Raw genomic sequence first — 17,008 nt, 5'->3', positions numbered from 1 at the left:
TATTTTTGTGAATCACAAAATTGGAGTGTGTTGTTAAAATAGTAAGTCGCAACATTTAATTTGTTAAAATAATCACTAATTCTTTTTTAAATGTCTTTTATCTTGGTTTATAAGAGGATAGCTTGTGTAAAAAAGTAAATATATTGTTTTGATATTTCGAAATATATAGTACTTTTGCAAAGTAATCTACTAAGCCGATAGGGTAATGGATTTTTAAGAACAAAAACAATTCTTAAAAATATGGGAAATGAACTTAAGTTAGACAGCGCTATAGTAAAGAGTGATTCTTTACTAAAAGAAAAATTGTGGGTTGTAATACCTGTTGTTTTGTTGTTAGGTTTGGCAGTTACATTAATTTATAATCATCACGCTGAGTTTTCGTGGGATGGTTTTGTTCAGGGATTTGATGAAAACCTTTTAGTGTTTTTCTTAATTGGTGTTTTTGCACAATTAGTAGATGGCGCTTTAGGAATGGGATATGGAGCAACTTCTACATCATTTTTATTGGCTTATGGAGTTTCGCCAGTTTTGAGTAGTACGGCAGTTCACGTTTCAGAGATGTTTACAACTGGAGCATCGGCGCTTTCGCACCATCGCTTTGGTAATATCAATAAAAAATTGGTAAAACATCTATTGATTCCTGGAGTTTTAGGATCGATTACAGGAGCTTATTTATTATCTGATGTAATTGATGGAGATATTATCAAGCCATTTATTGCGGTTTACATGATTATTCTGGCGGTTGTAATCATCAGAAAAGCTCTTAGAAAAAATGTAGAGAAAAAGAAAACCAAAAAACTAGGCATTTTGGCAGTGTTTGGAGGTTTTATGGATTCTGTTGGAGGAGGAGGCTGGGGGCCAATTGTGACTTCCACATTATTAGGAAGAGGAAGAAATCCGAAATATACAATAGGATCTGTGAATGCGGCAGAGTTTGCAATTTCGTTTGCAAGTGGAATCACATTCATGCTTTTTGGAGGAATTCACGGCTGGCAGATTATTATAGGATTGATTTTAGGAGGAGTTATTTCAGCACCAGTAGCAGCATTTTTGGTGAATAAAATCAAAAGAAAACCAATGATGGTTGCGGTTGGAATTCTAATTATAGTATTGAGTTTAAAAACATTATCTAAATTATTGTAAAAGATAATTTTAGAAAGGAATAAAGATTATGAGTGCGAGTATTGTACAAGAATTATTAGAAAAAACAAAAGACTTTTCGCTTGACGAAACCTTAGTTTTTTTAGCAAAAGAATTTCCAGGAAAAGTGATTTTTTCTACGTCTTTCGGTCAGGAAGATCAGGTAATTACTGATTTTATTGCAAAAAGTAATACTGATATTACGGTATTTACTTTAGATACAGGAAGATTGTTTCAGGAAACTTACGATGTTTTTCATAAAACATTAAAAAAATACAAAAGACCAATCGAAGTGTTTTTTCCAGAAGCGGCTTCAGTTGAGAATTTACTGAAAACAAAAGGTCCGAACAGCTTTTACGATTCAGTTGAAAACAGAAAAGAATGTTGTTTTATTCGAAAAGTGGTTCCGTTGAGAAAAGCTTTAGCAGGAAATTCAGTTTGGATTACAGGTTTAAGAGCAGAACAATCAGAAAACAGACAAGATTTAAGTTTGTTTGAATACGACGGAGGTTTCGAAATCATCAAATTTAATCCGTTATTAAAATGGACTTTAGAAGAAGTTGAAACGTATCTTTCTGAAAATAATGTTCCTCAAAATGCTTTACACAAACAAGGTTTCGTAAGTATTGGATGCGCGCCTTGTACAAGAGCAATTTTTCCAGGTGAAGACATCAGAGCCGGAAGATGGTGGTGGGAATCAAGCCATAAAGAATGTGGTTTACACAGCGCTAAAAAAGAGTAGATTTTTTAGAAGAAAGAAGCAAGAGGCAAGACTCTGTAGAGAATAGAATATAGATTATAGAATAAAGAAGTGGAGATTTTTAGATGAGGTAACAATTTGGAACCTGAAACCTAAAACTTGAAACAAATAAAATATCAAACAAAAACACAATGAGTTCAGTATTAAAAACAAACGCTTTAGAGAGTGAAGCGATATACATTTTCAGAGAAGTAATTTCACAGTTTGACAAACCGGTTTTACTTTTCTCAGGAGGAAAAGATTCTATTACATTGGTGCGTTTAGCGCAAAAAGCATTTTTCCCTGCTAAGATTCCGTTTCCTCTATTACACGTTGATACGGGACACAATTTCCCTGAGACAATCGCTTTCAGAGATAAATTGGTAGAAGAATTAGGTTTAGAATTGATCGTTCGTAATGTTCAGGACGCTATTGATGAAGGAAAAGTAGTTGAAGAAACTGGAAAATATTCAAGCCGTAACAGCTTACAGACTACGACACTTTTGGATGCAATTGAAGAATTCAAATTTGATGCTTGTATTGGCGGTGCGCGTCGTGATGAAGAAAAAGCAAGAGCAAAAGAACGTATTTTCTCAGTTCGTGATGATTTTGGACAATGGGACGAAAAAAATCAGAGACCTGAATTGTTTGATATCTTAAACGGAAAAATTGAAAATGGTCAAAACGTTCGTGTTTTCCCAATTTCGAACTGGACAGAATTAGATGTTTGGAGTTATATCGAAAAAGAGCAAATCGAGATTCCATCAATCTATTTCTCACATAAAAGAAAAGTTTTTTTGAGAGACGGTTTAATCTGGTCGCATTCTCCTTTTGTGTACCAAGAAGAAGACGAACAAATCGAAGAAAGAATTGTTCGCTTCAGAACCGTTGGAGATATGAGTTGTACAGCAGCTGTTGAATCTTATGCAGCAACAATCGAAGAAGTGGTTGGCGAAATCAGATCATCAACAATTTCTGAAAGAGGTGCCAGAATCGACGACAAACGTTCTGAAGCTGCAATGGAGAAAAGAAAACAACAAGGATACTTTTAATAATTGTTAATGATGAATTGTTAATTGTTAATGCAATTCAGAAACTATTAAAAGTAAAAATCAAGAAAACAAAAACATACAGATTTAAGTTTCGCGAGAACATGAAACCTGAAACTTTAAACCTGAAACAAAATATTACAGAATGGACGTTTTAAAAATAGCAACAGCAGGAAGTGTAGATGACGGAAAAAGTACTTTGATCGGAAGATTATTGTACGATACAAAATCATTGACTACAGATAAAATTGAGGCAATCGAAAAAAGCAGTAAACAAAAAGGATACGATTATTTGGATTTCTCTTTGGCAACTGACGGGTTAGTAGCAGAAAGAGAGCAAGGAATCACGATTGACGTTGCGCATATTTATTTCTCGACTGCAAAGAAAAGTTACATTATTGCCGATACTCCGGGGCACGTAGAATATACAAGAAACATGGTTACAGGAGCTTCAACTTCTCAGGTTTCTATCATTTTGATCGATGCTAGAAAAGGAGTTATTGAGCAAACGTATCGTCACTTTTTCATCAATAATTTATTGAGAGTAAAAGAAGTAATTGTTGCCATCAATAAAATGGACTTAGTAGATTACTCAGAAGAAGTTTTCAATAAAATCAAAGCTGATTTTGAGGCATTAAATGCAAAAAGTACTTTTAAAGAACAAAACGTAAGTTACATCCCGTTAAGTGCAATCAACGGTGGAAACGTTGTTGACAAATCTGAAAATATGCCTTGGTACAACGGACAAACAGTTTTAGAACATTTAGAAGGATTACATTCTCATGATGTTTACGAGCCAGGAAAAGCACGTTTCCCAGTTCAAACTGTCATTCGTCCAAAAACTGAAGAATACCACGATTTCAGAGGTTACGCTGGAAAATTATACGGAAATTCAATTAAAGTTGGAGATGCTGTAACGGTTCTTCCTTCTTTAACAGAATCAAAAGTTACCAAAATTCACTTCTTCGATAAATCATTTGACGAAGCTTCTGCAGGTTCATCAGTGACAATCGAATTAGAAAATGATATCAATGTTACGAGAGGGGATATGATTGTAAAATCAGACGAACTTCCAAGAATTGAAAAAGATATTACAACGACAGTTTGCTGGATGGATAGTAAAAAACTGGTTCCAGGAACTAAATATTTAGTACAACACAATACGAACAGAGTTTTAGCAAAAGTAGAGAGCATTAAAAACACGATTGCAACTGATTATTCAGGAACAACAGAAGCTTCTCAATTAGCGATAAACGAAATTGGAGAAGTAAGCATCAAATTAAGCAAGCCTTTATATTTTGACGCTTATAACGAAAACAAATCAAACGGAGCTTTTATCTTAATTGATACAGCAACGAACACAACAGCAGGAGTAGGATTCATTCGCTAGTTGATAGTTGATGTTTTTTGGTTGATAGTTAATCTGCCAGCAAACCAACAACCAACAACTAACAACCAACAACTAAAGACAAAATGGAAAGTTTTAGAACAGAAATAGAAAATCCGGTAGTTCAGAAGGAGATTATCGAATTAGAAAAAAAGATTCACTTATTCCGTGGAGGAAAAATTGATGATGAGCGTTTTCGTAGCCTTCGTTTAGCGCGTGGTATCTACGGTCAACGTCAGGAAGGCGTTCAGATGATTCGTATCAAATTGCCTTATGGTAAAGTGACCAGCGAGCAATTGAGAAGAATTACGGAAGTTTCAGATAAATATTCTACTGGACGTTTGCACATTACAACTCGTCAGGATATTCAGATTCACTATGTGAGTTTAGATAGAACGCCTGAACTTTGGTCAGAATTGGCAAAAGACGATATTACGTTGCGTGAAGCTTGTGGAAATACCGTTAGAAATATCACAGGAAGCGAATTAGCTGGTGTAGATGTAAACGAACCATTTGATGTTTCGCCTTATGCACACGGTTTGTTTCAATACTTATTAAGAAATCCAATCTGTCAGGAAATGGGACGTAAATTCAAAATTTCGTTCTCTTCTTCAGATGAAGATACGGCTTTGAGTTATTTACACGATTTAGGATTTATTCCGAAAATCAAAGACGGACAAAAAGGATTTAAAGTTGTTTTTGGAGGAGGTTTAGGATCTCAGCCAGCGCATGCAGAATTACTTTCTGAGTTTATTCCGGTTAACGAAATCATTCCAACAGCAGAAGGAATCATTCGTATTTTCGATAGATACGGTGAACGTGCAAAAAGAATGAAAGCGCGTATGAAATTCTTAATCAAAGAAATGGGAAGAGATGTTTTCCTTGATTTGGTTGAAAAAGAGAAAAAAGCAATCGCTTTTGAAACATACGAAATTGATACAACTGCTTTTGACGGTCCGATTGCAGAACCAGTTTTGGAAGTGCCACAAGTTACAATCGAAGATTCAGCAGCTTATGAAGCTTGGAGAAAATCGAATGTAATTGCACAAAAGCAAGCAGGATATTACGCTATCGGAATCAAAGTTTTATTAGGAGATTTTTATACTGATAAAGCGAGATTATTAGCAGATTTAATTAAAAATTACGCAGCAAACGAATTACGTTTTTCATTGCGTCAAAATATTGTAATACGTCACGTAAAAGAGGAAAATCTTCCTTTCTTTTATCAAGAATTAGCCAAATTAGACTTTGTTCATTTAGGATATAATTCAGTTGGAGATATTACGGCATGTCCAGGAACCGATACTTGCAACTTGGGGATTGCGAGCAGTACTGGTATTGCCGAAGAATTAGAAAGAGTTTTAAGCGCAGAATATCCTCAATATTTAAACAACCGCGAAATCGAAATTAAAATTTCAGGTTGTATGAATGCTTGCGGACAGCATAATATGTCAGCAATTGGTTTCCAAGGAATGTCTATTAACTCAGGAAAATTAGTAGCTCCGGCTTTACAAGTTTTATTGGGTGGAGGAAGATTAGGAAACGGAGAAGGACGTTTTGCTGATAAAGTAATCAAAATTCCTAGCCGTAGAGGACCAGAAGCTTTGCGTACCATCTTAAATGATTTTGACGCTAATGCGAATGGAGAAAAATTCCTAAACTATTATGATTTAAAAGGAGAGAAATACTTCTACGAAATCTTAAAACCATTATCTGATGTAACGAATCTAACAGAAGCTGATTTTGTAGATTGGGGTAACGCAGATAATTACGTAAAAGCAGTTGGAGTTGGAGAATGTGCTGGTGTTGTGATCGATTTAGTAGCGACTTTATTGTTTGAAGCTAAAGAGAAATTGATTTTGGCTCAAGAATCTTTCGACGAGAAAAAATGGTCAGACGCCATTTATCACGCTTATGCAGGATTTGTAAATGGAGCAAAAGCTTTGTTATTATCTGAAAACCAAAAAACAAACCACCACGCAGGAATCGTTGATTTGTTTGACACTGTTTTTATTGATACGAATAAAATCGAATTGAATTCAACTTTTAAAGATTTGGTTTACCAAATCAATAAAAATGAACCATCTGAAGCTTTCGCTAAAGATTACATCGCGCAAGCCATTGTTTTCTTTGATAAAATCGAAACATTCAGAGCACAAGAATTAGCAAATGCTTAATATAAAACCAAAAATAACTTTAGTCGGTGCAGGTCCGGGCGATCCCGAATTATTGACGCTGAAAGCTGTAAAAGCACTGGCTGAAGCTAATGTGGTTTTATACGACGCCTTGGCCAACGAAGAAATTCTAGATTACGCACCAAAAAACGCCATCAAGATTTTTGTTGGAAAAAGAATTGGAAACCATGCTTACACGCAAGATCAAATCAATCAGTTGATTGTCGATAATGCACTGACGTATGGAAATGTGGTTCGATTAAAAGGTGGAGATCCGTTTATTTTTGGAAGAGGAAGCGAAGAAATAGAATACGCAGAAAGTTTCGGAATTGAAACGATTGTAGTTCCTGGAATTTCATCTGTAGTCGCAGTTCCCGCAAGTCAGGGAATTTCGATTACCAAAAGAGGGGTTTCAGAAAGCTTTTGGGCGATTACAGGTACAACATCCGACAGAAAATTATCTTCAGATGTAGCTTTGGCAGCGCAATCTTCTGCAACAGTTGTAATCCTGATGGGAATGCACAAACTGCCTCAGATTATCGATTTGTTTCAAAAAGAAAACAAAGGAAATCTGCCAGTTGCCATCATTCAAAATGGAACAACAGCAGAAGAAAAAGTGGGTGTAGGAACAGTCGATTCGATTCTGGAAATCGTAAAAGAAAAAGAATTAGGTTCTCCAGCCATTATCGTTTTAGGCGAAGTGGTTCGCGAAAGCCATAAATTAAAAGGATTTTACGAAGAATTTTGTCAAAAAAAGGAGTTGGATAAAATGTTCCGTCAGAACCAATTCGTTGGTAAAAAATGATCGATTTAAAATTGTTCCGTCAGGAACAATTCATTGGCACAAAAAATAAGACGGTTTCAAGAAATGTTCCGTTAGGAACAAATCGTCGGTAGAAAAAATAATGTTTCCAAATAAAAATGTTCCGTTAGGAACATCTGATTGGTTATCCGATTCAATAAAAACGTTTAATTTTGATTGGATGAAAATAAATTAAAATGGAACAAAACGAATTATATCCAATATTTCTAAAGCTTCACAATTTAAATGTTCTAATTGTAGGCGGAGGAAATGTAGGTCTGGAAAAGCTTTCTTTCTTGTTAAAGTCAAGTCCGAATGCAAATGTTGAGGTAGTAGCAAAAGAATTTCATTTAGAAATAAAAATTCTGGCAGAAAAGCATCCTTCGATAAAATTGACAAAATCGAAGTTTAAAAAGAAAATGCTCAAAAAGCGCCATATGGTAATTGCGTGTACGGACAATTTAGAAGTAAATAAAAAAGTATACGATTTAGCCAGAAAGCGTTATTTGATTTGCAATATAGCCGATACGCCAGATTTATGTGATTATTATTTGGGCGGTATCGTAACAAAAGGAAATGTGAAAATTGCCATTTCGACCAACGGAAAATCGCCGACAACGGCCAAAAGGCTTAGAGAGTTTTTCGAAGAAGTAATTCCGGAAGATATCAATCAAATGGTTGAGAATCTGAACGAATACCGAAAAACGCTAAAAGGCAATTTTGAAGAGAAGGTTAAACGAATGAATGAAATCACTTCTTCATTAAAAAATAAAGAGTAAAAAAGTTTCGGAAAGAAATTAATGATAAAAATCATTGAAAGTACAAGGATTTATTCGTTTCTTTGCGTTATTAAGAATGATTATAAACAACACCATAATGATTAAAACAGATATACTTATAATTGGAGCAGGACCAACAGGTTTATTTGCCGTTTTCGAGGCAGGATTATTAAAATTGAAATGTCACATCTTAGATGCTTTACCACAACCAGGTGGACAACTTTCAGAATTATATCCTAAGAAGCCAATTTATGATATTCCTGGATTCCCAGAAGTTTTAGCCGGAGATCTTGTAGACGGACTAATGGAGCAAATTAAACAATTTGAGCCAGGTTTTACTTTAGGAGAACGTGCAGAAACAATCGATAAGCAAGAAGACGGAAGTTTCATCGTAACTTCAAATAAAGGAACTAAATTCCACGCGCCGGTTATCGCAATCGCTGGAGGTTTAGGAAGTTTCGAGCCTCGTAAACCACTTATCGAAGATATCGAGTTTTATGAAGATAAAGGAGTAAAATACTTCATCAAAAATCCTGAGAAATTCAGAGATAAAAGAGTTGTTATTGCAGGAGGAGGAGATTCAGCATTAGACTGGTCAATTTTCTTAGCAAACGTAGCTTCAGAAGTAACTTTAATTCACCGTAGAAATGAATTTAGAGGAGCTTTAGATTCTGTAGAAAAAGTACAGGAATTAAAATCAGCTGGAAAAATCAAATTAATCACTCCAGCAGAAGTTATCGGAATCAATGGCGCTGAACATGTAGAATCATTAGATATCGAAGAAAACGGAGCACACCGCAAAATCGACTGCGACTATTTCATTCCACTTTTCGGATTAACGCCAAAATTAGGTCCAATTGGAGACTGGGGACTAGAAATCGAGAAAAATGCCATTAAAGTAAACAATGCATTAGATTATCAGACCAACATTCCTGGAATCTTCGCTATTGGTGACATCAACACATACCCTGGAAAATTAAAATTAATTCTTTGTGGTTTCCACGAAGCAACTTTAATGTGTCAGGCTGCTTACTCAATCGTTAATCCAGGTAAAAAATATGTATTGAAATATACAACAGTATCAGGAGTAGACGGTTTCGACGGAACTCGTAAAGAGGCGCCGAAGGCAGTTGTTAAAGCAATTGTTTAGTCTGAGGTGCTGAGGTTCTAAGGGACTAAGGTGCTGAGATTTTTAAATATAGTAAAGCCCAAACTTTTAAAGTTTGGGCTTTTTTTGTTTATAAAAACTTAAAAATGAAATGAGTAATTCTATATCTTTATTGGATTAAATTCGACTATATACATACATGAAAAACTCATTACTTTTACTGTTTTCTTTGTTGGTTTTATTGTTTGGTTGTGAAAAAAAGAAACAAGAACCAATAAAAAAGATAAAACAAGCAGATAATATTAAAAGTCAATGCCTGCCGCATCTTTATGATGATCCTAAACTTGAAAAGAAAAAGGTAGTTATTCATGCAGAAGAATATGATTCTTTGCTATTTTCAAAAAATGAGTTGAATAGAATTGAAAAACTTTTCCCAGTATTGAAAGCTGAATTTCCTGCAAGTCCAGAAGAAGCATGTTCAATTAAATTATGGGAAAATTATATTGATCAAAATGGAAAAGAGCAAAGTATAACTTTTAGTAGCGAGGCAGGTGAAGATCAGTTTTGTTTGTTATATGCTTATTATCTTAAACAAAAAAATGGAGAAAAAAAGTTTAAAAAAGAAAGAGAAACATTAATTAACTTATATCAGACAATTAATAGTATTTACTGGCAATTGAATTACGGTGGAACTTATTTTGGTCATCAATATAAAAGATTAAATGCTTCTGCAGAATATTCAATTTATCAATTAGCAACAGGAAAAGAATATTATGAAAAGGAATATGATTTTCAAAAACAGAAGGAATTATATATTAAAACGATAATGCAATTTGTGGAAGATGAAGAAAGTCAAAATGTATATTATCAGGAGGATCTTCATGTTAATAGAAAAAAAGCAAACGAAAGAGCAAAAGAATTAAAGGATAAAATAAATATTCTAGAAAAATTAATTACAAATTACTTCTATTTGAATCAGGTTCAAAATTTTGAGATAACATATTATAAATAATTTAATATGAAAGATTGGTTTGAAAATTTATCAAAAGAAGAAAGAGAAGAAATCGAAATTGGACTTCAACAGGCAGATGCAAATGAATTTGTAGAACATGAAGAAGTGATGAAAAGATTCTCAAAATATAAAGCAGAAAAAAATGGCTTACGACGAAAATAATGCACAAAGAATCCGAACATTTCTTCAGTACAAAGAAGCAGATTTTTTTGAGAAGAAAATGTTTGGCGGAATTGTCTTTATGGTAGACAACAAAATGTGCTGCGGAACCCGTCTGGATAAGAAATTGAATGAAAATCTTTTGCTTTGCAGAATTGACGATAAAGCTTATGCTGAAGCAATAGAAAAAGATGATATACTCGCAATGCCAAATGCTGAGAAACCCATGAAGAACTATATTTTCGTAACAGAAAATGCATGGACAAAAAAGCAAGATTTAGAGTTTTGGTTACAACTTTGCTTAGATTTTAATCCGATTGCAAAAGCAAGCAAGAAGAAAAGCGACATTGGAAAATAATGAAAGTATTCTCAAAAAATAAAACCAAAAAAGAAAAACTTAGTCACTCAGCATCTTAGAACCTCAGAACCTCAAAAAAACATTTGCAAATCGTATTGCCATTTCATACCTTTGCACTGTTCTTAAAATTTATTGTTCGTTATCACGAAAGGCGGAGGGATAGACCCGATGAAACCTTAGCAACCCTTTACTATAAAGAAGGTGCTAAATTCTACTTTTTACCGTAAACACACGGTATTTAAGATAGATAACACAAATACATTCTCGTATTTCTCAAAACTTTTCCAGACAACATATAAATAACTTACTGAAAGCAATTTTAGTAAAGAGCGAATCATTGGCGCATTTTTGCAGTCAATAGTCCCCGCTTTCGCCTATATCTCTCCGTTTCACTACGAGGATACCGGCTCAATCGGGGCTAATGAGCCAGCAATAGCGCACTTTTGGAATTAATGTGAACAAAATATCGAAGACTAAACCCGACAGGTTTTTAAAACCTGTCGGGTTTAAATAGAGCCTTCAAAATTATAATTAAAAAAAGCTTTGTGCCTTAGTGCCTTAGCGGCAAAAGAGAAATGTCTATACAAGAAGCAATAAAGAAAAATATCCTAATCCTTGATGGAGCAATGGGAACCATGTTACAGCGTTACAACTTCTCAGAAGAAGATTTCCGTGGCGAGCGTTTCAAAGATTTCCCGCATCCGTTAAAAGGAAATAACGATTTATTATCCCTAACACAGCCACACGCCATTCGTGCCGTGCATGCTGCCTATTTTGATGCAGGTGCTGATATCGTAGAAACCAACACATTCTCTGGAACTACAATCGGTATGGCCGATTATTTCATGGAAGATTTGGTTTACGAATTAAACTACGAATCGGCTAAATTGGCGAGAGAAGTTGCGGACGAATTCACAGCAAAAAATCCAGAAAAACCACGTTTTGTAGCCGGTTCAATCGGACCAACAAACCGTACAGCAAGTATGTCGCCAGACGTAAACGATCCAGGTTACAGAGCCGTAACTTTTGATGATTTACGAATTGCGTACAAAGAGCAAGTAGAAGCTTTAATGGACGGAGGTTGCGATTTGCTTTTAGTAGAAACGATTTTCGATACATTAAACGCAAAAGCAGCACTTTTTGCAATTGAAGAAGTAAAAGAAGAACGCAATATCGATATTCCGATCATGGTTTCAGGAACAATTACCGATGCTTCAGGAAGAACACTTTCTGGACAAACGGTTGAAGCGTTTTTGATTTCAGTTTCGCATATTCCGTTATTGAGTGTTGGTTTCAATTGCGCTTTAGGAGCCGATTTGTTGAAACCGTATTTAAAAACATTAGCGCACAACACAAGCTTTAATGTTTCAGCGCATCCAAATGCAGGATTGCCAAATGCGTTTGGACAATACGATGAAACACCAGAACAAACTCAGGCATTTATCAAAGAATATTTAGAAGATAATTTAATCAATATCATTGGTGGTTGTTGTGGAACAACTCCAGATCATATTCGATTAATGGCAGAAGTTGCGAAGGATTATAAGCCTAGAGTGGCGCCGGTTTTGGAATAATAGTTCTGAAAATAAAAATAAGTAAAATTAGATGGTTAATAAGAAAACACACTTTATAATAATTTCAATTTTGCTAGTATTGCTTGTTGTATATGCTTATCAGAAATTTGAGAGGAATAACCAAAAGTATGATAGTAATAACGATGATAAAGAAGAAATAATTTCAAAGTCATCATTGCAAGTAGGAGAGTGTTTTTCATATGAAGAGGAAGGAATATATTACGGTATTGTCCTGATTAGACATGAAGATTATGATTTGTATAGTGTTGCATTGCTAGATAGAACTGAAAAAAAAGAATTAAATAAAGATAATTTTATTAATGGAGATTTAATTTGTACTAGTAATCACATGATTGCACCAGGGTCATATGGTTTGTCAACAGGGGATTTTACAGAGAGTGATTTAGAAGTGTTTAAACAAAAATTTAAATATATTACGAAAATTAACCTTGATGATTCTAAAATTGGAATTAATGGAGGAGGAGGTTTGATTGATGGCGAAAAGGTTTCAATTAAAGAATTGCGTGATCCTAATAGACTTTTGAAACAAATGAAACAATATACAGAACCTGTAAGTAAATATCTCAATTAAAGGATGGATTAAAATCCATCCCTACAAAATAGTTCGAGCCGATGGCTCTTTAAAAAGTTCCGTAGGAACGAAATATTTTGTAGCAACGGAATTTATTCCGTTGGAAATAGAAATGAATTTGAAAAATTCGGAAACACAAAACGTGTCTTGAAACCGAGTCTGCGTGAGGGATAGAAGTGAAAAGCCCGCAGTCTTGTCTTAAGACGAGACGAGGACTTGTAACGGATAGCCCGACCCGGAGGGACACGCCCAAAATAATAAACGTAAATACCTAAAAGGTTTTGAAAATCTTGAAGGAAAGAAATAAGAATAAAAAAACTTAGAACCTAAGCCTCTCAGAAGCTTAGCAACTTTAAAGAAAATGACTGAAAAAAGAAGAGACCTTGTATTGTCAGGATTAGAACCTTTGATTATTACGCCAGAAAGCGTTTTTGTAAACGTTGGTGAGCGTACGAATGTAACGGGTTCGCGAAAATTCCTTCGATTAATCAAGGAAGAGAAGTATGACGAGGCACTTGATATTGCAAGACAGCAGGTAGAAGGAGGAGCACAAATCATCGATATTAATATGGATGAGGGAATGTTGGATGGTGTAAATGCCATGACTAAATTCCTAAACTTAATTGCTGCAGAACCAGATATTTCGAGAGTGCCGATTATGATCGACAGTTCGAAATGGGAAATCATCGAAGCGGGTCTGAAAGTAGTACAAGGAAAAAGTGTTGTAAACTCGATTTCGTTAAAAGAAGGAGAAGAAGCCTTTATTCATCACGCTAAATTAATCAAACGTTACGGTGCGGCCGCTATTGTAATGGCTTTTGACGAAGTAGGTCAGGCAGATAATTACGATCGTCGTGTAGAGATTTGTGCGCGTTCGTATGATATTTTGGTGAACAAAGTAGGTTTCCCTCCACAAGATATAATCTTCGATTTGAACATTTTCCCAGTAGCTACAGGAATGGAAGAACACCGCCTGAATGCATTGGACTTTTTTAGAGGAACAAAATGGGTTCGCGAAAACTTGCCACATGCGCATATTAGCGGTGGTGTAAGTAACGTTTCGTTTTCGTTTAGAGGAAATGACGTTGTTCGTGAAGCAATGCACTCAGTGTTTTTATACCACGCGATTAAAGAAGGAATGACGATGGGAATCGTGAATCCTGAGATGTTGACGATTTACGATGATATTCCGAAAGACTTATTAGAACACGTTGAAGACGTAATTCTAGACAGACGCGACGATGCTACAGAAAGACTTTTAGATTTTGCAGAAAATGTAAAAGGCGAAGTAAAAAGTGATGAAAAAGCGGTTCAGGAATGGCGTTTAGGATCGGTTCAGGATAGAATTACGCATTCGTTGGTAAAAGGAATCGATGCTTTTATTGAAGAAGATGTTGAGGAGGCACGTTTAGCAGCAACGAAACCAATTGAAGTTATCGAAATCAATTTAATGGCGGGAATGAATGTCGTAGGAGATTTGTTCGGAAGCGGAAAAATGTTCTTGCCTCAGGTAGTTAAATCGGCACGTGTAATGAAAAAAGCGGTGGCGTATTTATTGCCTTTTATTGAAGCAAGCAAACAAGCAGGCGACAAACAAGGAAACGGAAAAATCCTGATGGCGACTGTAAAAGGTGACGTTCACGATATTGGAAAAAACATTGTTTCGGTTGTTTTGGCTTGTAACAATTACGAGATTGTAGACTTAGGTGTAATGGTTCCTCCGGAGAAAATCATTGCAGCGGCAATCGAACATGAAGTAGACATTATCGGATTAAGCGGACTGATTACGCCTTCGCTTGACGAAATGGTGTATTTGGCCAAAGAATTAGACAAACAAAATATTAAAATCCCGATTATGATTGGCGGGGCAACGACTTCGCGCGCGCATACAGCCGTGAAAATTGCACCTCAATACAGAGAAACTGTAATTCACGTAAACGATGCTTCGAGAGCCGTAACTGTTGCAGGAAACTTGTTAGATCATAACCGAAAAATATATGCAGCAGATATTCGTGCAGAATACGATTCATTTAGAGAAACGTTCTTAAATCGTTCTAGAGATAAAAACTTCTTAACGATTGAAGAAGCTCGTAAAAATAAATTACAATTGGATTGGTCTGAATATACTCCAGTTAAACCAAAAGTAATTGGAGCACAAACTATTGAAGTAGAATTAGATGTCTTGGTTCCGTACATTGACTGGACGCCATTCTTTCAGACTTGGGAATTGCACGGAAAATATCCAGCAATTTTAACAGATGAGGTTGTGGGTAAAGAAGCAACTTCTGTTTTTGCAGATGCTCAGGCAATGTTAAAAGTTATTTTAGAAGAGAAAAAACTAAAAGCAAAAGGTATTTACGGAATCTTCCCTGCTAATCAGGTTGATGACGACGATATCGAATTGCGTGATGAAAACGGAAAAGTGTTAGAGAAATTCTTGACGCTTCGTGTGCAGGGACAAAAAACAAAAGGTGCTCCAAATACTGCTTTAGCCGATTTTATTTTGCCAAAAGAAAGTGGAATCGAAGATTACATGGGAGCTTTCTGTGTAACAACTGGTTTTGGTGTAGATGAATGGGCAGCAGAATATGAAAAGAATTTAGACGATTATAATTCAATTATGGTTAAAGCACTTGCAGATCGTTTTGCTGAGGCTTTCGCCGAATATCTTCACGAAAGAGTGCGTAAAGATTTCTGGGGTTACGATTCGGAAGAAGCGTTAACGAACGAAGAATTGATTAAAGAAAGTTACAAAGGAATTCGCCCAGCTCCAGGTTATCCAGCTTGTCCGGATCACTTGGAGAAACCAACAATCTGGAAACTTCTTGATGTTGAAAAACAAATTGGAGTAAAATTGACTGAAAGTATGGCGATGTGGCCGGCTTCTTCGGTTTCAGGATATTATTTTGGAAATCCGAAAAGTAAATATTTCGGTCTAGGAAAAATAAAAGAAGATCAGGTTACAGATTACGCCAAACGCCGAAATGTACCGCTTGATTACGCAATGAAATGGTTAAACCCTAATATAGCAGATTAACAAAAGTTATTTTAGTTTCATGTTTAAAGTTTCAAGTTGCTGCAGAGAACTTGAAACCTGAAACTTGGAACTTTGAAACAAAAAACAAATAATGAAAGTAACAGAACATATAGAAAACGCCAAAGGAAAAACATTATTCTCATTTGAAATTATTCCGCCTCAAAAGGGGAAAAACATTCAGGAATTATACGATAATATTGATCCGTTAATGGAGTTTAATCCGCCGTTTATTGATGTAACGACTTCTCGTGAAGAGTACATTTATATTGATAAAGGTAACGGACTTTTGGATAAAAAACTGACTCGTATGCGTCCAGGAACGCTTGGGATTTGCGCTTCTATAAAACATAAATACAATGTTGATACGGTGCCACATTTACTTTGCGGTGGTTTCACTAAAGAAGAAACGGAATACGTGCTGGTTGACTGTCATTATTTAGGAATCAATAACGTAATGGCGCTTCGTGGCGATGCTATGAAAGACGAGCAGTCTTTTGTGCCAAAAGCAGGTGGAAATCATTATGCAATTGATTTAGTAAAACAAATCAAAGATTTAAACTGCGGACAATATCTGCATGAAGTAATCGACACTGATAACAGAGCTGATTTCTGTATTGGAGTTGCAGGTTATCCAGAGAAACATTTAGAATCTCCTTCTTTACAATCGGATTTAAAAAGATTAAAAGAAAAAGTAGATGCTGGTGCTGATTACGTAGTAACGCAGATGTTTTTTGATAATGCTAAATATTTTGCTTTCGTAGAAAAAGCAAGAGAAATGGGCATCACAATTCCGATTATTCCTGGAATTAAGCCAATTGCTGTTCAAAGACATTTACAGGTTTTACCACAAATTTTCAGAATCGATTTGCCTGAAGATCTAATCGATGCGGTAGACAAATGCAAAAATAACGCTGAAATCAAACAGGTTGGAATTGAATGGGCGATTCAGCAATCATTAGAATTAAAAGCAGCCGGAGTTCCGTTTTTACACTATTATTCAATGGGTAAATCTGAGAATATTCGTCAGATTGCTAGTCAGGTTTTTTAAATTTACGTGTATAGAACTTTGTCAAAGTTTTAAACTTTGACAAAGTTGTC

At 35.4% G+C, this 17,008-nt stretch carries 15 protein-coding genes and 1 riboswitch; all 15 genes read left to right on the top strand.

Features of this window, described 5'->3' with window-relative positions:
- The first annotated feature begins 240 nt into the window (after positions 1 to 240).
- The gene (locus NQQ59_RS12565) at positions 241 to 1,143 is read left to right on the top strand and encodes a sulfite exporter TauE/SafE family protein (RefSeq protein WP_144215607.1); all 903 of its coding nucleotides are present in this window, start codon (positions 241 to 243) and stop codon (positions 1,141 to 1,143) included.
- Between the two features lie 28 nt (positions 1,144 to 1,171).
- On the top strand, positions 1,172 to 1,882 hold the full coding sequence (locus tag NQQ59_RS12560) for a phosphoadenylyl-sulfate reductase (RefSeq protein ID WP_144215606.1): 711 nt from the start codon (positions 1,172 to 1,174) through the stop codon (positions 1,880 to 1,882).
- 131 nt (positions 1,883 to 2,013) lie between these two features.
- Positions 2,014 to 2,931, top strand: coding sequence for a sulfate adenylyltransferase subunit CysD (gene cysD, locus NQQ59_RS12555; protein WP_288251371.1), 918 nt, complete (start codon positions 2,014 to 2,016; stop codon positions 2,929 to 2,931).
- 142 nt (positions 2,932 to 3,073) lie between these two features.
- Entirely contained in the window at positions 3,074 to 4,318 is a 1,245-nt protein-coding gene (locus tag NQQ59_RS12550) for a sulfate adenylyltransferase subunit 1 (RefSeq protein WP_144215605.1), read from the top strand.
- Between the two features lie 83 nt (positions 4,319 to 4,401).
- The gene (locus NQQ59_RS12545) at positions 4,402 to 6,492 is read left to right on the top strand and encodes a HEPN domain-containing protein (RefSeq protein ID WP_144215604.1); all 2,091 of its coding nucleotides are present in this window, start codon (positions 4,402 to 4,404) and stop codon (positions 6,490 to 6,492) included.
- On the top strand, positions 6,485 to 7,294 hold the full coding sequence (cobA, locus tag NQQ59_RS12540; RefSeq protein ID WP_144215603.1) for a uroporphyrinogen-III C-methyltransferase: 810 nt from the start codon (positions 6,485 to 6,487) through the stop codon (positions 7,292 to 7,294). The genes NQQ59_RS12545 and cobA overlap by 8 nt, the downstream gene beginning before the upstream one ends.
- Before the next feature lie 194 nt (positions 7,295 to 7,488).
- Positions 7,489 to 8,070: a precorrin-2 dehydrogenase/sirohydrochlorin ferrochelatase family protein gene (locus tag NQQ59_RS12535; RefSeq protein ID WP_144215602.1), complete on the top strand. Its 582-nt coding sequence runs from the start codon at positions 7,489 to 7,491 to the stop codon at positions 8,068 to 8,070.
- A gap of 97 nt (positions 8,071 to 8,167) precedes the next feature.
- Positions 8,168 to 9,220, top strand: coding sequence for an NAD(P)/FAD-dependent oxidoreductase (locus NQQ59_RS12530; RefSeq protein ID WP_144215601.1), 1,053 nt, complete (start codon positions 8,168 to 8,170; stop codon positions 9,218 to 9,220).
- 157 nt (positions 9,221 to 9,377) lie between these two features.
- Positions 9,378 to 10,190 (top strand): hypothetical protein, encoded by an 813-nt coding sequence (locus NQQ59_RS12525; RefSeq protein WP_257698248.1) that lies wholly within the window; start codon positions 9,378 to 9,380, stop codon positions 10,188 to 10,190.
- Positions 10,191 to 10,196: 6 nt separating this feature from the next.
- Positions 10,197 to 10,352, top strand: coding sequence for a hypothetical protein (locus NQQ59_RS12520; RefSeq protein WP_186296593.1), 156 nt, complete (start codon positions 10,197 to 10,199; stop codon positions 10,350 to 10,352).
- A complete protein-coding gene (locus NQQ59_RS12515) occupies positions 10,333 to 10,707 on the top strand; it encodes a TfoX/Sxy family protein (RefSeq protein WP_144215599.1) in 375 nt (124 codons plus the stop codon). The genes NQQ59_RS12520 and NQQ59_RS12515 overlap by 20 nt, the downstream gene beginning before the upstream one ends.
- Positions 10,708 to 10,843: 136 nt before the next feature.
- Positions 10,844 to 10,961, top strand: a riboswitch (SAM riboswitch).
- A gap of 321 nt (positions 10,962 to 11,282) precedes the next feature.
- Positions 11,283 to 12,281, top strand: coding sequence for a homocysteine S-methyltransferase family protein (locus NQQ59_RS12510; RefSeq protein ID WP_144215598.1), 999 nt, complete (start codon positions 11,283 to 11,285; stop codon positions 12,279 to 12,281).
- 31 nt (positions 12,282 to 12,312) lie between these two features.
- On the top strand, positions 12,313 to 12,873 hold the full coding sequence (locus tag NQQ59_RS12505; RefSeq protein ID WP_144215597.1) for a hypothetical protein: 561 nt from the start codon (positions 12,313 to 12,315) through the stop codon (positions 12,871 to 12,873).
- 361 nt (positions 12,874 to 13,234) lie between these two features.
- Positions 13,235 to 15,910, top strand: a complete 2,676-nt coding sequence (metH, locus tag NQQ59_RS12500) for a methionine synthase (RefSeq protein WP_144215596.1) — start codon at positions 13,235 to 13,237, stop codon at positions 15,908 to 15,910.
- A 91-nt stretch (positions 15,911 to 16,001) separates the two neighbouring features.
- Positions 16,002 to 16,958, top strand: a complete 957-nt coding sequence (metF, locus tag NQQ59_RS12495) for a methylenetetrahydrofolate reductase [NAD(P)H] (protein ID WP_144215595.1) — start codon at positions 16,002 to 16,004, stop codon at positions 16,956 to 16,958.
- Positions 16,959 to 17,008: the final 50 nt, after the last annotated feature.

It is taken from the genome of Flavobacterium panacis (assembly GCF_024649945.1).
GTDB lineage: Bacteria > Bacteroidota > Bacteroidia > Flavobacteriales > Flavobacteriaceae > Flavobacterium > Flavobacterium panacis.
Note: the sequence above shows the minus strand (reverse complement) of the source record. Positions and strands in the feature narration are given on the sequence as shown.

Excerpts from the sequence above, each read along its gene's own strand:
- metF (WP_144215595.1), top strand. The coding sequence starts at position 16,002 with ATGAAAGTAACAGAACATATAGAAAACGCCAAAGGAAAAACATTATTC.
- NQQ59_RS12505 (WP_144215597.1), top strand. The coding sequence starts at position 12,313 with ATGGTTAATAAGAAAACACACTTTATAATAATTTCAATTTTGCTAGTA.
- metH (WP_144215596.1), top strand. The coding sequence starts at position 13,235 with ATGACTGAAAAAAGAAGAGACCTTGTATTGTCAGGATTAGAACCTTTG.
- NQQ59_RS12515 (WP_144215599.1), top strand. The coding sequence starts at position 10,333 with ATGGCTTACGACGAAAATAATGCACAAAGAATCCGAACATTTCTTCAG.
- NQQ59_RS12525 (WP_257698248.1), top strand. The coding sequence starts at position 9,378 with ATGAAAAACTCATTACTTTTACTGTTTTCTTTGTTGGTTTTATTGTTT.
- NQQ59_RS12510 (WP_144215598.1), top strand. The coding sequence starts at position 11,283 with ATGTCTATACAAGAAGCAATAAAGAAAAATATCCTAATCCTTGATGGA.
- NQQ59_RS12520 (WP_186296593.1), top strand. The coding sequence starts at position 10,197 with ATGAAAGATTGGTTTGAAAATTTATCAAAAGAAGAAAGAGAAGAAATC.
- cobA (WP_144215603.1), top strand. The coding sequence starts at position 6,485 with ATGCTTAATATAAAACCAAAAATAACTTTAGTCGGTGCAGGTCCGGGC.
- NQQ59_RS12545 (WP_144215604.1), top strand. The coding sequence starts at position 4,402 with ATGGAAAGTTTTAGAACAGAAATAGAAAATCCGGTAGTTCAGAAGGAG.
- NQQ59_RS12530 (WP_144215601.1), top strand. The coding sequence starts at position 8,168 with ATGATTAAAACAGATATACTTATAATTGGAGCAGGACCAACAGGTTTA.
- NQQ59_RS12535 (WP_144215602.1), top strand. The coding sequence starts at position 7,489 with ATGGAACAAAACGAATTATATCCAATATTTCTAAAGCTTCACAATTTA.
- NQQ59_RS12565 (WP_144215607.1), top strand. The coding sequence starts at position 241 with ATGGGAAATGAACTTAAGTTAGACAGCGCTATAGTAAAGAGTGATTCT.
- NQQ59_RS12560 (WP_144215606.1), top strand. The coding sequence starts at position 1,172 with ATGAGTGCGAGTATTGTACAAGAATTATTAGAAAAAACAAAAGACTTT.
- NQQ59_RS12550 (WP_144215605.1), top strand. The coding sequence starts at position 3,074 with ATGGACGTTTTAAAAATAGCAACAGCAGGAAGTGTAGATGACGGAAAA.